Below are 15,847 nucleotides of genomic sequence, written 5' to 3' on the forward strand. Positions count from 1 at the left end.
AAAGACACCGTCTAGAAATAAGACAGTGTCTGCTTTTTGAGAATATTCGCTTGGTTTATCTATAACTAAGGCGTTACCTAAACTAGACTAACGGTCAGGGTTTTTCCGAGGGCGGAAGCAAGTTTGGATAATGTTTCGAAACTTGTATTATCCCCTCTCTCAATACGTGCAATGGTTGACTGAGGAACAGCGGCGAGCTCTGCAAGTTCTCTTTGTGTGAGTCCTGCACTTTCTCGCGCTTTCATCAATGCTACAGCACTAGCAAGTTTCGCTTTTTCAGCTTCATATTCAGCTTTGAATTCAGTGTCTTTCATTTTTTCTTTTAAAAAATCATTGAATTTAACTGTTGGCATCTTTGATCTCCTCCTCAAATTCTTTTCGGATCTCTATCGCTTTTGCTATTTCTTGAATTGGCGTCTTCTGCGTTTTCTTGGTGAAACCATGGGTAATAATGAATTTAGAACCTAGCCAATGAAAATATAAAGCTCTTTGAATGTTTCCTCCAATTCCTGATCTCAGCTCAAATAGGTTATCTCCCAGTTTTTTCACCCATTTCATTTTTTGAGCGATCAGTATTCCATGTTCTTCCACATTCGCAATGACTGCTAACATTTTTTTCTGGTCTTTCTCAGGTAACTGTTCAAAAAACTCAATAAATTCATTGTGTCCATTTGGTCGCTCATAAAACTCAAACTTAGGTTTGTCCATATACAAATGATAGCATATATGCCATCATTTGTCGATTCAAGTTACCGTTCATTATTCTTTCTTAGACTTTATTCCCTATAATTGGTTTCATCTTTTTTTCTAGTTGATACAAAACTACTTAACATTCTCTTTGTCGATGAAACCGAATCAACTCCAAATCATTTCTCCATCATTTTTCTTTACGATTCCTACGAAAAACCACCAGTCCACCTACTAGCAAACACAGTAATCCTGCAATCGAGCCCCATTTTGCTGGCTCTAAAAAGCTTTGGATCCTTGAGGTTTGATTCGTTGCCGTCGTTCCTGATAGCTGAAACAAGAACGCCAGCGGCTGATGTTCAAAACGAAGAATGACAAATAGGAGTGTCATCAAAAGAAATTGATGTACCAGACTCCCTTTGCTTTGTGTGGCATACTTGGCTAAGCTCTGCTGTTCAATTGCTTCCGGTTTTGCCGCCAAATACTGTTTCGTGAGCCATTGATTCAATCCCGCATTAAAGAAACTAATGACAAATAAACTTATTGGGATCAAAAGATCGCTGCTAAATAGAAGAACACCAACCATCAATCCAAGCAAATACGCCGGTACTAACTGTTTTTCTAGCAAGCGTGCGAGTTTTCCTCCGAGAAACATTGCGCCAAAGAGGCCCAGTGCATAAGGCAAGTAAACGTGAGTACTGAGCGCTTGTGCCCCAAATCGACCGGTAACATAGACCGAGCCGAAAAGAAAAAGAAAGTTACCGATCACTCCCCGAATAAAGGTGAGGATGTTCAAGTGAAGCGGCTGTCTCCACGACTTACTGCGTTTCGTTAAAGTGATCAGCAGCAAAGCAAAGAGAAACAAGAAACCAGTGATCGCCCACTCAAAGAGGGCATTCGACTTGATCAGCCTGGCTGCTCGCAAGCCAAACAGTAAGAGAAAGAAAAAGAAATACAACAAAAATTGCTTGTTGAATAACTGGTTGCGCTGCATCAGCGGTCTTTTCGGTAGGTTTTTGAAGGTTTGACTACTCTTAGCCGCAAGCACAAAGAGTGCAAGATAACTGCCAAATAGACCAATGCCTTGAAGGTCATCAGGCAACCGTAAGGCAAACAATAAAACGAAAAGAAAGAACAGCGCCTCCTTCCAATCATTTTTCAGCGGCTGTTCAGTGAGCTTGGCTTTTTGGCGTACCATCAGGTCAGCTGGCGGCAACCAAGAAGCACTGATCCCCAACAAACCAGCAGCTGGCAAGAGTGCAGCGCTCCACCAAGTGCTCAAGATACCTACCAATGCGCCGGCGCCGCCGATCAAGACACTGGCTGCTAAGAGCGATGGTGCGAAAAGCGCCGTAAGCGTCTGTAAGAAAAAGACCCCTGTCATGCGAAAGGTATAAAAGAGCGCAAAGGCTAATGCTGCACTTAGCGACTGCTCTTTGCTCAAAGATAAAAAATAAAGATACGGGATGATCGTGATCGTATTGCTGATGATCAAAAGTGCGGTATGGGATTTGAAAGCTTTCATCGTCCGACTCCTTGGTTTGATTTAAGGTTCCATCTTTCTTCTATCCTACACCTTCAAGCAATCCTGTCAACTTGCGTGTCAAATTTAAGCAAAAAGAAACCAAGTGTGTTGTCAAAGGACTGACACTTCGTTTCTTTTTCTTATTGCGATTTTCGGTTAGGAGCCAGTAGACTGAATCGTTTGCTTAATTGCCTGAATTTCTTCATACAACCCTTGAAACTCTTTTGCAAGCTCACTCATGATGTCTGCGCTCATCAAAAGATCTTCCGCATGACTTAATAGTAAGGACATCCAAACTTTGTCCCCTTGTGCTTCTTGTTGAACTAACTTCCGATGTGCCAAATGGGCTTCATGATAGTGTTCTTTTCCTTTTTCGATTGCTTGCAGTGCAGCCAGATTCTGGGCTTCTCTTCCTTTTTGAATACTTTCAAAAAAGCAACTTCTTGCCATACCCGCTTGCGAGATAATCTGAAAACAAATTTGTTCTTTTTCTTCCATTCTACTCTCCTATTAGTTCAAGTGCTTGTTCCAATGCTTTTTTTCCATCCATCATGCCATAGGTGCGCATGTCGATACTGGCTGCTGGACAAGCAACTAAACCTTGGACTTCATTTAATCTGTAAGAAACTTGCGGTCCTAACAGTACGCAATCAGCATCTTTTGCTGCAGTCGTGACCGATTCAATGGAGAACGCATCGATCGCCACCGTTTCTCCTTTTTCTTGCGCTGCTTTTTTCATATTATTTACTAAGACGCCAGTAGACATGCCGCCAGCGCAAACTAACACTATTTTTTTCATCATTGTTCCTCCATTTTCTCGTTATTTGTTACTCAACGACTGCCGCTTGGGTTTGCAGATTCTTTTCTTCAGCGAGTGCTGCTTTGTCTTGCAGACGCATAAAAGGGATGTAGATAATGACACATAAGACAAATTGAATCAATTGTGCAATGATCCCTTGCCAGCCATTCACTAAGAAGCCACCGAAAATAATCGGAAATCCAGTTGGGATATTGACTCCATTGTGATAAGGCAAAAAGCCGACAATTGTTAAGAGATATGCTGACAACACGGAAACAGCCGGTGTTAACATCAAGGGAAGCAGCATTCTGATATTCATCACCTGAGGAATCCCAAATTTGATTGGCTCAGAAATACCAAACATGGAAGGGATTAAACCAATTTTACCAACAGCTTTTAGCTGCTCTGATTTGCAACCAAAAATAGCCAATAAAGCGACTGCAAATGAACGAGCCCCGCGATTGTTCAAAATAAACCCAATCGTAAACAAATGTGGTAATGCTTGGCCGGCACTGTACGCCGCCAGATTATCAAGCCCTGGTTGGTAAAAGACCAACATCAAGATCGGATAAACAGCCAACACTCCATGAATGCCAAAGAACCAAAGAAATTCGATAAACGCCACAATGATCATACAAGCAAAAATATTCGCTCCTAGCAAGGTCAATGGAGCTTGTACCCAAGTATAGATCATATCTGTCAGCGTGCCGTAAGGCGTTGCCGCCATGCCCACATAAATGATGCCCATAATGGCTGAAACAATAATTGCTGGCACGATCGCTGCAAAGGATTTGTTGACGATCGGCGGTACCGAATCCGGCATTTTGATCATCAAATTCTTCTGTACACATAAAATGTAAATTCTGGCACCCAACAATCCGCCAAACATGGCGACAAACATCCCACCGGAGCCAAGGGACGACAACTCCATCGTACGGGTTTCTTCTAAAGTCGAAATCGGACTCAAGATCAAAAATGAGACCAAACTCATGATACCGGCATTTAGTTGATCCGCATTTAAATGCTCGGCTAATTTATAGCCGACTAGAAAGGCGACATAAACGGAAACGACATCGATTGTCATCGCGTTGACTTGGGTTAATAATGCTTTCAAACCAATTTGTTCCATTATCTGTTGCGTTGCCCCAATGTCGATCGCATTGATCAAGGAAGCAATGGAACTGATCATCATGACGGGCATTAAGCCCATCATTGCATTGGCAATGGCTTTCATATAAATATTGTTTTGTACTTGAACGGCTGCAGCTAGTATTTTATCTTTCAGTGTATTCATAAGGTCCTCCTTCACTTAATCCCGCAAGTATTTATCTTTAAGCAGCTGGATTTTCTGCTGTGAAAAACCCAGTTCTTCTTTTACATACGTTTCAATCCCCCCATGAGCCTCAATCAAATCCAAAGCGGTTTGTAAAAAACACCGATCAGCTTCTTTGAAGTATCGCATTGCTGCCACAAAATCGGGGTTGTTCGTTTCTTCTTGTATCAGCTTGAGACTCTTGGTATTTTTCTCCCTTTTGTACTCGTTGGTCAGCAGGTAATCTTCCATGACCTCTTCATAACTGACACCCAACAGTAACTGAATCAGGGCAACCCCATACCCGGTGCGGTCTTTGCCACCACGGCAGTGCTGAACCACTGCACCTTCAGCTTCCAAATGAATGTCCAATACTTCTTTAAAAACGGTCTTGCATTGACTGTTTTCAACAAATTCATAATTTTGCCGAATCATCAATTCTTTTGCAACTTCGGCGGTGATTTTTTCTGCAGAAAGCGCCATTGGCTCCCCTTCTTCTGAAGAAGCTAAAGCAGCAATATCAGCAATTGGCGTCAAATAAAGGATCTGAGCATTCCCAATGGGTTTGTCTTCATTGTCTGCTCTTTCTTGGGCATTACGGTAGTCAATAATTTTCTCAATTCCCAGAGCTGCTAATTTTTTTTGATCGGCTTCTGTCAATTTGCTCAACTCGTCTGAGCGGTATAGTTTTCCAGTCACTACGTATTTGCCCTCTTTGGTCCGATAGCCGCCAAAATCGCGAAAATTATACGCACCCTCTAAGGATACTTTTTCATTTGTCATATACTACTCCTTTAAAAAATTAATGAACGTCATAAAGTCCGTTGTCGCAGCTAGTTTGTTTACTTTATCCAACGAAGAACATTGTTTGATCAAATGATCATTCAGCGGTTTCACTTTTAAATGATCTTGTTCCGCAATCACTAATAAAAAAACGAGACGAACCGTCTGTTTGTACCAGAACACTGGCTTTTTCAAGTTTGCAACGGCAATCACGGTTTCTGAACCAATCAGTGCATTGGGATGAGGGAAAGCGACTGACGGTAAGAAATCGGTTCCAAAAAAGGCTTCTCGTTCAAAAACCAATGTTTCAAAATTCTCAGGCATTGAATACTGTTCTTTGATTTGTTGGCATAAAAAATGCAATACCGCTTCTTTTGTTTCAAATTCTTGTTCACAGATGAATAACGATTCCCTAAAGTAGTTCAAAAGCACTTCTTCTGTGAAGACAGCGGCCAATGCGGCTTCGATCTTTTTGATCATATCCGGTTGCATAAAATAATCAACATTCATAACAGGAATCGTTCCTTCGTAAGGAAGTGGAATCGAAGAAAAGATAAAATCGAACTCCTGCTCTTCGATCATTTGCAAAAATTCATATGGATTGCATACCGTGACTTTCTTGATATAATTGCGAAAATAAAACTCAAATTTCTCTTTAAGGAAGGTATTGGCCGCTCGGCCGAGGTCATTGACCACTAAAATATACTTGCGCTGTGTTTGCGAATCTTTCTTATTTAAAGCCACATCAAAGTGCATCGCCAAATAGCTGAGTTCATGATCACTGATGGTCTTTTCAAATTGCTTTGCAATGACTTGACCGGCAATGATGGCTAAATCATAAGCGACATTACAGTGTACCTTCACCTCATTCAACAAAGGATTTTTCAGCTCGATCCCCAATTCGATCCGATCGATCAGCGGAGCAAAGTGCAACATCAACATCGTTTGCAGATCCAAGTCTTTACTGAAATCGATTTGGCGGCTTTCCTTGATCGCTTTTAAAATTTTGCTGACCAATTCTGCTGCTTCATCAGAGACAGTCATCTTTTCATTTCTAGGGACTACTCGTTTGCCAACGATTTGCCCTAAAACATAATTTCGCTCGTATTCGGTAAAATGTACAGCACACTCTTTTTCAATTCTGGCGATGATTCGCTCTCCTAATAATGTCTGTTCATCATTGGTCCTGCCGCTGATCGGTAGGTTTCGATCTAAGTAGCGGCCGCTTTGCATGCGTAAGACAGCGATCGCTAAATGATTTACCAGATTGTTCAAAATAGCCTCCGACATGGGGTAGGCTTTTTGCGAAAACTCCGACGAAACGATCGCTTTTATCTGCTGGTGAAGAAGCGACGGTGTATTTTCGCTGATTGTGCCCTCTTCTAACTGCTTGATATGGGTTCTTTGCAAATAATTACTAGCCATAAATCGTCTCAAGTCAAATTCGCTGCCGCTAAGTTTCATTCCGTAATACGGCTTCGTTTGAATGGAGAGCTGGTAATGGCTTAGTATCCGTCGCAGCTTTTTCAATTCTTGAGATAGCTTGCTTTGAGAAATGAATAAGCGTTCGCAAAGCATTTCGGACTTAATATACGTTTCTTCTTGAATAAAGAATTCAATAATTCTAGAAACAAAGTCGTCATTGTGGGACGCTTGTTCTTTTCTTCGCTGAAAAGCTTCTTCGTTCGTTATTTGTAAATACAACCCACTCCCTTTTTTCGCTTGAATCATACAACCGTATCGTTCATGATGCTGGTTGATTTCTTCTGCATAACGGCGAACGGTTTTCCTGCTAACACCCAACTCGGCAGCAGCCGCTTTACTCGTCATAAAACCGTCATGCTCCGAAAGTGTTCTTAACAACAATAGGCTTAATTTTTCCATCTCTCTCTCCCTCGCTTACTAGTTTAGAGTCAAACCCAAACAACCTCCATAGGTATATCTTCCCTTTCATTAAGGGAAATTTCTACAAGAAGTTGCTTGACTTGTGCTTTGCTTCTTATCAAAAAAACGAATGGTCGTGACTTTCACTTTGTTGTTGCCACATATGACCGACCAATTTGTTTGAGTTTTCTTCTCCACAAAAAAAGACATGATCTTCACTAAATGAAGGTCATGTCTTTTTTATTTAGCAAACCTCGCTGATTTTCTCTACCGACTGTCGCACTTTTAATTGATGGGGACTAATTTTTCGATGGCTCGTTTCTGCTTGATTGGTGATGATGTCTGCTAGTAATTCAGCTGCTTCATAACCGATTCGTTCCATATCTTGAGCAACGGTTGTTAATTCAGGCGTTACGTAGCTAGCCAAAATAATATCATCGAACCCGATGACCGAAATGTCTTCAGGAACCCGCAAGCCCATGTCTTTGATTCCACGTATCGCTCCGATTGCCATAATATCACTAGCACAGAACAGTGCAGTGATTTCTTGATTGTTTTCTAACAGATTTTTACAAATCAAATAGGCAATTTCTTCTTCATAGTTGGCGTACTGGATATACGACTCATTCACTAACAAGCCATGCGCTGCCAAAGAAGCGCGGTAGCCTTTTTCTCTAAGTTCACTGACATTGGCATCACGACTCCCGTTGATCATGCCAATTTGTCGATGATTATTGGCAATCAAAAAATCCACAGCTTCTTGCGCCGCTTTTTCATTGTCAATCGAAACCAAGCCGATCTTAGGATTGTCGATTTCCATATCAATCAGAACTGTCGGCAAAGAGGTTTGCTGTACTTCCTGGTAGTAAGGATCGGTGGTTTTTAACCCTTGGATCACTACACCAGTGATATTGTGCTCATTGCAGAACTGACTAAACGTCTTTTGCTTTTGTTTCTCAGTACTTGTCCCATAAAAGACAAACTCAAAATCTGACTGATCCGTATAACGATAGACCCCATTCAACACTTCCAAAGGCATCGTTGATTTTCGGTTGAAATTCAACTCATTTAAAATCAAGGCGATGGTTTGTTGTTTCTTGGAAGACAGTGTCCTTGCTGCCATGTTTGGGGAATAGTCTAATTCTTTCGCTATTTTTAAAATTTCTTGCTTGGTTTGCTGGTTGATATCACTATACCCGTTAAAAACTTTGGATACAGTTGCTATTGATACACCGGCTGCCTTTGCCACATCGCGAATCGTTGTTCGCATTTGCTATCTCTCCTTTATCCAAATACCACTATCAGCTTTTGTAGCGAGCAATTGGGTTGTCTCCGCTAACTGACAGTCAATATCGCGATCCTTTAAACTGATTTTAACAGGTTCTCCTTGATAAAAGAGCGTAAATTTTAGTTCTTTTATTTTCTGTGGCAAGTGATTCGCTAATCGCAACCCTTGATCGTAATACAAACCAGCAAATCCGTAAATCAAGCTCAGCCAGCTTCCGCCCATATTGGCTGCGTGAATGCCATCGACAACATTTTTTTGTAAATCCGTTAAATCCATCAAAGCCGTATCCATGAAATAACGATACGCCTTCTCAGAGTCCCCAATTCGACTCGCCATCACGCTGAAAATAGAACGAGATAAGGAGGAATCATGCGTCGTTACTTGCTCGTAATAATCATAATCTTTTTTTAATTGCTCAAGACTGAAATCTCCTGTATAAAGCATTTGGGCCAAAACCGTATCGGCTTGTTTACAGACCTGATGTTTATAGATGACCATTGGATGATAATGTAACAGGAGAGGATACTTTTCAGCCGGTGTAGTTTCAAACGGCCAGACTGCTTGTTCTAAGAATCCATCATCTTGTTTCGTAATGCCTCGCTGTTCATCGTAGCCAAAATACATTAAATCGGCTGCCTGCTGCCAAGCACTAATTGATTCTTGGTATTTTCCAAATCGCTGTGCTAACTCAATTGCGTAGTAAAGATTGTTTTGAACCATTTTATTCGTATAAAAATTATTATTAACAAGGGCACTGTACTCATCAGGCCCAGTCACTCCATTGATGCAAAAGGCAAGCTTGCCGTCTTTTTCTACTAGATCGCCATAGCTCAACCAGAATTTCGCCGTTTCAAAAACAACTTCACTGCCAACCGTTTCGATGAATGCCTGGTCGCCAGTCACTCGTTCATACAATTGGAATGCATAAACGATATCCGCATTGATATGGACTTGGGCAGTTCCCGCTGGATAATAAGCACTCGTCTCATTTCCATCAATTGTTCGCCAAGCAAACAAAGCACCCTCTTGGCTTAGCTCCTGCGCCCGTTGTTTGGCTTGCGGCAAGATCTTCCCGCGATAGGAAAGCAATGCCTTGGCTATTTCAGGGTTCGTGAAAATAAAAAATGGCAACAGATACATTTCCGTATCCCAAAAGTAATGCCCTTCATATCCCTCGCCAGTCAATCCTTTGGCTGCGAAATTTGTTCTGCCGTCTCGCCCCGCACCTTGATTCAAATGAAACAAATTGAACCGAATGCCTTTTTGAAGAACTGGATCTCCTTCGATTTGGATATCACTTGCCGCCCAAAATTGCTGATAACTTTGTTGCTGCTCTTGCAAGAGAACTTCAAAATCGGCTAACTCTTTGTTAAAAGGTGTTTCGTGATTTTGATTATCTTCAAGTAGTTTCATTTGGAAAACCGTCGTAAGCGTTTCCTCTGCTTGTAATTGCTTTTCGCCATTGATTACTCGAATTGCTATACTTCGTTGACTATTTTCAGCCGTCCAAATCGCATAATCCTGATAATCAGCTTTTCGTAAGTGATGTGCTTTACTGGCAACCCGAGGATCATCTGTTTGAACAATTGCTGCTTTTTGTTCTAACGGATGTGTCATGGAAATTGGCTCTGAGAAATTGGTGTTCTTAATTTGATACTGACAGACGTAGAGTTCACTTCGTGTCACAGAGGCAAACGATTGCATCACCAATTCAAAAGTTTTACCAAGTGGCGTTACTACTTTATAGGATTCATCCAACACGCCTTTTTCCAAATCTAAAGTCATCTGTATAGGCTTTACTTGCCATTCTAAAGCACTAGAGTCCTCGTCACCAATCTGTAAACGTACGCCTCTTAGATTCGGCAGCTTGATGATCGTCTGATGCTCTTTGGCATAGCCGTATGCCCATTCACCATATTGGATCGGCTCACTATCAAAAAAGCCATTAACAAAGGAGCCTGGGTTTCCCTCGTAAAGCTCATTGACTTTTAAGGGATGACCTGCCCGCACGCCAATTTGACCATTGCCAACTGCAAACAATGTTTCTAAGTATTCAGGGGTTTGATGAGAAAGTTCCTGTGCTCTTACTTTAAATGAATCATTTTTCGCCATCCATTCGCACTCCTTGTAAGAAATATTTGTTGAACAGCAAGTAAATGATCACAATGGGAATGATCGTGATCACACTTGCCGCCATCGTCTGATCCCATCGTACACCACCATTTCGACTTTGGAAAGTCTGCAACCCTAGAGTCAAAGTATATTTACTTGGCGTGGTCAAATAGAGCATTGGTTTCATGAATTCATTCCAAAAGCCCATAAAAATAAAGACAGCTTGGGTTGCGATGGATGGTTTTGCTAATGGCATCACGATACGAAAGAATGTTTGAAATCTGCCGAGACCATCGATTGCCGCAGCTTCTTCCACATCTTTTGGAAAAGATAAAAAGAATTGACGCATCATAAAGATATTCCCGATGTTGATCGCAGCTGGTAAAATCAACGCTGAAAAACTATCTAACATTCCTAGATTCATCAAGATTAAGTAATTTGGAATCAACAAAACCTGAGCTGGCACCATCATCAATGCCAAAAACCCATAGTAAATTCGTTCACGCCCCGGAAAATTTAATCTTGCTAAGGCATAACCTGCCATCGTATTTAATAAAATATTGATGGTCGTTCCAATAACGGATATAATCACGGAGTTTAGAAACCAGCGCATAAACAAAGAAGAGCGCCCCAAGACATATCGAAAATTGTCTAAAGTAAACTCATTGGGGATCAAACTCATATCCCCAGAAACAATTTCTCTATAGGGTTTGAAAGATGCAGCAATTGCCCAGACAAAAGGATAAAAGGTCAGTACTGCATAAAGAATCAAGATCGTATAGAGCAAGATCTTTAAAATTTTTGTTTTCTCTTTTCCTCTCACGGACGTTACCCTCTTTCTTTGTTCAATTTTTCTGCTAAAAGTGACGTGATAAAGATAATAATTGCTAAAACGATCGCTAATGCTGCCGCATACCCCATCGTGTTCATTTGTCCAAAGGCGTATTGGTAAATCATTAGTGACAAGGTCAGAGTCGAATTGTTGGGTCCCCCTGATCCGTTCGAGAAGATATACGCCTGGTCAAACATCTGAAAGGTACCAATGATCCCCGTCAGCAGTACATAGGTAGTGATTGGGCGTAGATAAGGAATCGTGATATACCGTAATTTATCCACGGTTGTCGCACCATCGATCTCTGCTGCTTCGTACAAAGAATGAGGCAGATCAACTAAAGAAGCCAAATAGATTGTCATATAATAAGGCACGGTCGACCAGATATTCATTACCATAATCACTTTCAACGCATAGGCCGGTTCTTGTAAAAAATTGATTGGTTCTGAGTAAAATCCTAAATTCATAAATAAGTCATTGACTGGACCGTAAATATTAAAAATAAACATAAAGATGATCGTCAATGCTGAACTAGAAGTTAAAGTTGGCAAAAAATAAACCATCCGAAACAGTTTCTTCCCCTTGATTCCTTTGCTGCTTAAAATATACGCGATAATCAAAGCAAAAATCGTTTGTAACGGAACGACGACCAAGGCAAACGTGGCCGTATTTCTAAGAGCGATTCGCGCTTTTTGATCGGTGAAGATACGTAAATAGTTTTCTATCCCTTTAAAAGAAAATGTATTGGTAAACAAATTGACGTCGTTGAAAGATAGATAAAAAGCAAAGAGAACAGCTAAGACGAAAAAGATTCCTACGACAATGATTGCTGGAGCCAGAAAGAGCCACGCTTGTCGGATTTCTTGCCATTGGCTTTTTGTATAGTTAGTTTTTTTTCGTTCCATCATGTTGTCACCTTTCCCAAAAGAAAAGAGAGAGGAGTTCCTCTCCCTCGTTCAAATTCAGACTAGTTTGCTGTAATATCTGCGTTCGCTTGTTCATCAGCAGCTTCCATTGCTTCTTCAAAGGTCATGTTTCCATTTAAAGCATTCGGTAAAAAGTTTTGATAGGCTTTGTTGATCGTATCTAAAGTGGTGCCCTTTTGCCAAATCGTTGCATAATCCCAAGCCTCTAGGTGAACATTCAAGTCACTGTTTTCTGTGATTTTAGCTGCATCTGCTACATCTTGACGACTAGGTAATGTCCCGGTTCCTTCAACCCATGCTTGCATACCGCTTTGACCAGTAGCGTGTTGAATCCATTTATCTGCCAAGGCACTTTTTTCAGTCCCAACATATTTTCCCCAACCGACAGAAAACATCATTGACCCTTCCGTTCCTTTATACGTTGGCATTTCTTTTACAACAAAAGGAATATCAGGAAATTCTGTCTTAAGTGTCTCATACACCCAGTTTCCTTCATCCATGATCGCAATTTTTCCAGATCCAAAAGCTTCGCCATTCCAACCTGTTCCGATATCTTGCGGTGTAACAGCTGCTTTCGTATCGACCAACTCTTTTAAAATCGAAAGATTATCAACTACTGCTGGATCAGCTAAATTAGCCGTCCCATCTTCATTGACTGGTTGAGCATTTTCACGCGTTGCAAGATGATAGTTGCGAGCCATATCTTGGTTATAGCTCATGGCAAAAACATTTCCGTCACCATATGCCTCATTGATTTTTTCTTGGAACGACGGCAGCCACTCAACATACGCTTCAAGTGTGTCTGGCACTTCATCGATCGATACACCCGCTTCTTCAAAAATCGCTGTATTGAAATAGAGTGCTAAAGTTGACATATCTTTGGGAACAGCTTGCAGTTGTCCATCCGAAGTCGTAAAAGCATCGATCAAGCTATCATAAAACTGCTCACTTTCAAAATTAGCCGGATCCAGCTCTGCAAGTGTGCCATTCTCTGAGAACCATGGGAACATATAGGCATCCACGTAAAAGACATCTGGTGCCGTTCTACCAGCCATGTCAGCTTGAATTTGGGTATTATAATCGGTATATACTTTCTTTTCAATTGTTGCACCCGTTGCTTCTTCAAAAGATTGGATCATCTCATCCAACGATTTTTCTTCTGCCTCGTTGCCACCCCAAACACCGATCGTTAACGAATCCCCTGTGAAATCCGTCTGATTTGTCGAACTACTGGTGTCTTCGTTTCCGCCACAAGCTGCCAGCACCACTGCTGCAGACAATAGAAGCCCTGTTCCTACTACTTTTTTCCATCCAGTCATTTTATTTCCCCCTAAAAAGTGATTTTGATTTGTTCTTCAAGCAGATAAACCTTATCAAAAGCGATAAACTCAATCGCTTGTTCCCCATGGTTGGTGACCGTAAAACCTTCCTGTGTGACCTCAATCTTTAATGGCTGTTGGTGCCACATAATACCAAATTCAAGTGCTTCCCAAGCCTTTGGTAAATGTGGTTCGATTCTTAACTGGCCGTCTAAACAACGGACACCGCCATAGCCGAAGACCGTCATTTGCCAAATACCGCCGAGTGATGCTGCATGGATCCCTTCATTAGAAGACAGCATATTTTCTCCCATATCAATGTTGATTGCTTGTTGAAACAGATCATAAGAAAGTGCTATTTCCCCTAAATCAGCAGCGAGGATGGCATGTGTCGATAAGGATAAGGAAGAATCATGCAACGTTTTCGGCTCATAGTAATCCCAATTCAACCGTTTCTCTTCTTTTGGAAAAAGGTTCTCAAATAAGAACAAGAGCAAAAGAACATCCGCTTGTTTCGAAACTTGCATCTCGTTGACTTGTTCTAAGTTATACTCATGGAACAGTGTGCCTACCTGCGAATCATTTTTATATTTCGTGAGATCGATCTCTTTTTTCGTCAAATAGGTATCATCTTGCGGGATGATTCCCGCTTCATTCGGTTGCGGTAAATAAATAGCAGCTACTTTTGTTTGCCATTCTTGATAAGCTTCATTTAATGGTAATTTTTCAGCTAGTTTCGCAAATTGTTCTGGCTGGTTCTTTTTCAACTCTTCATACAATGAAATGGCTAATTGAATGTTCCAGTGCGCAGTATGATTCGTGAAAGCATTGTTATCGACATGCTCCTTATATTCATCTGGTCCGACTACGTCTAAAATTTCAAAGCGCTGGTTTTCTTCGGACCACTCTAAACGACTCGCCCAGAAGATCGCCGTATCAAAAATCACTTCATAGCCTTTTTCCCATGCAAATTGTTCATCATTCGTTACATCAATAAATTGTTTGATGCCATAGGTGACATCACTGGTAATATGCTGTTCAATAAATCCTGACCAAATTTTCGTTGGTAAGCCCGTAAGGATATCCGCAGCGCCCCAAACTGGCGTAGTCTCACCATCTTCAGGCCAAGCAGCTTCCCACGGAAATTGGGCGCCTTGATAGCCGTTCTCAGTAGCTTTTTTATGGGCACCAGCCAAACCTAAATAGCGATAAGTCACTAATTTTTTTGCGATTTCTGGGTGTGTGAAGGTAAAATATGGCAGCATAAAAATCTCTGTATCCCAAAAGGTATGTCCTTTGTACCCTTCACCAGATAGGCCTTTGGCACCTATGTTCATGCGTTCGTCATGGGCTGGTGTCATCACATGTAGATGATATTTTGCAAAATGAATCGCTAATTGATCTAGTGTGTTCTCTGTCTTGATTTTGATTGGAAAGACGGACCAGACTTCTTTGTCCCATGCCGCTGCTGAAGCTTTTGCTAATTCCTGATAGCCGTTTTTGCGAATCTCTTTCAGCTCTTCAAGGGCAATCTTCTTCAAATCTTGTGGTGTCTTTCCTAAATGCTCTTTGTCGATCGTGGTATAAACAGAAGAAAACTTCTCAAGCTTCAACGTCTCATTAGGTGCCAAGGTTTGCCAGTAACGATTGTAGATTTTCCGTCTTCCCATCTCGATCCGCTTCTTGGTTCCATCATAACAATCTTCCTTTTTTTCTAAATTATGTGCTGTCGAAAGAACAAAGGCGATCTTAGATTGAGTGGTCTTTGGCATCATTTGTAAGAAACGATTTTCTGTTAATGATTTGTCACCTTCAGTAAAATGCTGCGAGCCGCTATTTGTCTTTTGTCCGTCAATACCAGAAATAATTTCCAACGTGACTTCTTTTCCTAAATTTTTGACCAGCACTTGTTGCGCAAACACATGCTTTTGGGCAAAGGAAACACATCGCTTAAAGGTCAGTTCGACATGAATCTGACCATGTTTCCATTGAAAGGAGCGCGTGAGTTCCCCAGTTCTCAAATTTAAGACACGTGAATAGTTTGAATATTTGCCTTTTGATAAATCTAATCGTTCGCCATCAAAAAGGAGCTCCATTCCAATCATATCCGGCACATTAGGAAGCTCAGTCACTTCATTTTCGTCGAATTTATTAAAGGTTCCTGCAACAAAAAGATTACGCGTTTCGCCAACATATTTCTCTTCTGTCACAGAGCGCATCCCCAGATACCCGTTGCCCAAACACATGATGGCTTCTGCTTTGCCTAACCATTTTGTATCAAAGGTCTTTTCCGTAATTTTCCAAGGGTCTTCTTTTAAATACTGCATCGCTGTCTCCATTTTTTCCTCCTATTTCTTCAGAAAACGTTTTAGTTTCTTTC

The 15,847-nt window shown here is 41.2% G+C and carries 14 protein-coding genes; all 14 read right to left on the bottom strand.

Annotation, left to right across the window (positions count from 1 at the left end; all coding sequences use genetic code 11):
- Nucleotides 1-77: 77 nt before the first annotated feature.
- Nucleotides 78-353 (bottom strand): helix-turn-helix domain-containing protein, encoded by a 276-nt coding sequence (locus tag IAE45_RS06200; protein ID WP_005228477.1) that lies wholly within the window; start codon nucleotides 351-353, stop codon nucleotides 78-80.
- The gene (locus IAE45_RS06205; protein ID WP_060791427.1) at nucleotides 340-708 is read right to left on the bottom strand and encodes a type II toxin-antitoxin system RelE/ParE family toxin; all 369 of its coding nucleotides are present in this window, start codon (nucleotides 706-708) and stop codon (nucleotides 340-342) included. The genes IAE45_RS06200 and IAE45_RS06205 overlap by 14 nt, the downstream gene beginning before the upstream one ends.
- Nucleotides 709-877: 169 nt before the next feature.
- A complete protein-coding gene (locus IAE45_RS06210) occupies nucleotides 878-2,212 on the bottom strand; it encodes a hypothetical protein (protein WP_200125446.1) in 1,335 nt (444 codons plus the stop codon).
- Nucleotides 2,213-2,368: 156 nt separating this feature from the next.
- The gene (locus IAE45_RS06215) at nucleotides 2,369-2,710 is read right to left on the bottom strand and encodes a PTS lactose/cellobiose transporter subunit IIA (RefSeq protein ID WP_061053195.1); all 342 of its coding nucleotides are present in this window, start codon (nucleotides 2,708-2,710) and stop codon (nucleotides 2,369-2,371) included.
- 1 nt (nucleotide 2,711) lies between these two features.
- The gene (locus tag IAE45_RS06220) at nucleotides 2,712-3,011 is read right to left on the bottom strand and encodes a PTS sugar transporter subunit IIB (RefSeq protein WP_010749922.1); all 300 of its coding nucleotides are present in this window, start codon (nucleotides 3,009-3,011) and stop codon (nucleotides 2,712-2,714) included.
- A 28-nt stretch (nucleotides 3,012-3,039) separates the two neighbouring features.
- A complete protein-coding gene (locus tag IAE45_RS06225) occupies nucleotides 3,040-4,305 on the bottom strand; it encodes a PTS sugar transporter subunit IIC (RefSeq protein WP_200125448.1) in 1,266 nt (421 codons plus the stop codon).
- 15 nt (nucleotides 4,306-4,320) lie between these two features.
- The gene (locus IAE45_RS06230; RefSeq protein WP_200125450.1) at nucleotides 4,321-5,106 is read right to left on the bottom strand and encodes a tyrosine-protein phosphatase; all 786 of its coding nucleotides are present in this window, start codon (nucleotides 5,104-5,106) and stop codon (nucleotides 4,321-4,323) included.
- Between the two features lie 3 nt (nucleotides 5,107-5,109).
- The gene (locus IAE45_RS06235; RefSeq protein WP_200125452.1) at nucleotides 5,110-6,990 is read right to left on the bottom strand and encodes a BglG family transcription antiterminator; all 1,881 of its coding nucleotides are present in this window, start codon (nucleotides 6,988-6,990) and stop codon (nucleotides 5,110-5,112) included.
- 244 nt (nucleotides 6,991-7,234) lie between these two features.
- A complete protein-coding gene (locus IAE45_RS06240; protein WP_200125454.1) occupies nucleotides 7,235-8,260 on the bottom strand; it encodes a LacI family DNA-binding transcriptional regulator in 1,026 nt (341 codons plus the stop codon).
- Nucleotides 8,261-8,263: 3 nt separating this feature from the next.
- Nucleotides 8,264-10,390, bottom strand: coding sequence for a glycoside hydrolase family 65 protein (locus IAE45_RS06245; protein WP_200125456.1), 2,127 nt, complete (start codon nucleotides 10,388-10,390; stop codon nucleotides 8,264-8,266).
- A complete protein-coding gene (locus tag IAE45_RS06250; RefSeq protein ID WP_016612747.1) occupies nucleotides 10,377-11,213 on the bottom strand; it encodes a carbohydrate ABC transporter permease in 837 nt (278 codons plus the stop codon). Before IAE45_RS06250 ends, IAE45_RS06245 begins: the two co-directional genes overlap by 14 nt.
- Nucleotides 11,214-11,218: 5 nt before the next feature.
- Nucleotides 11,219-12,127, bottom strand: a complete 909-nt coding sequence (locus IAE45_RS06255; RefSeq protein WP_008380619.1) for a carbohydrate ABC transporter permease — start codon at nucleotides 12,125-12,127, stop codon at nucleotides 11,219-11,221.
- A 62-nt stretch (nucleotides 12,128-12,189) separates the two neighbouring features.
- Nucleotides 12,190-13,467 carry a sugar ABC transporter substrate-binding protein gene (locus tag IAE45_RS06260; RefSeq protein WP_200125458.1) on the bottom strand — a complete coding sequence of 426 codons (1,278 nt, stop codon included), beginning with the start codon at nucleotides 13,465-13,467 and terminating at the stop codon, nucleotides 12,190-12,192.
- 11 nt (nucleotides 13,468-13,478) lie between these two features.
- Complete coding sequence (locus tag IAE45_RS06265; RefSeq protein WP_200125460.1) at nucleotides 13,479-15,806, bottom strand: glycoside hydrolase family 65 protein; 2,328 nt, start codon at nucleotides 15,804-15,806, stop codon at nucleotides 13,479-13,481.
- Nucleotides 15,807-15,847: the final 41 nt, after the last annotated feature.

Source organism: Enterococcus sp. S53 (genome assembly GCF_016516865.1).
In the GTDB taxonomy this organism is placed as follows: Bacteria; Bacillota; Bacilli; order Lactobacillales; family Enterococcaceae; genus Enterococcus_D; species Enterococcus_D innesii.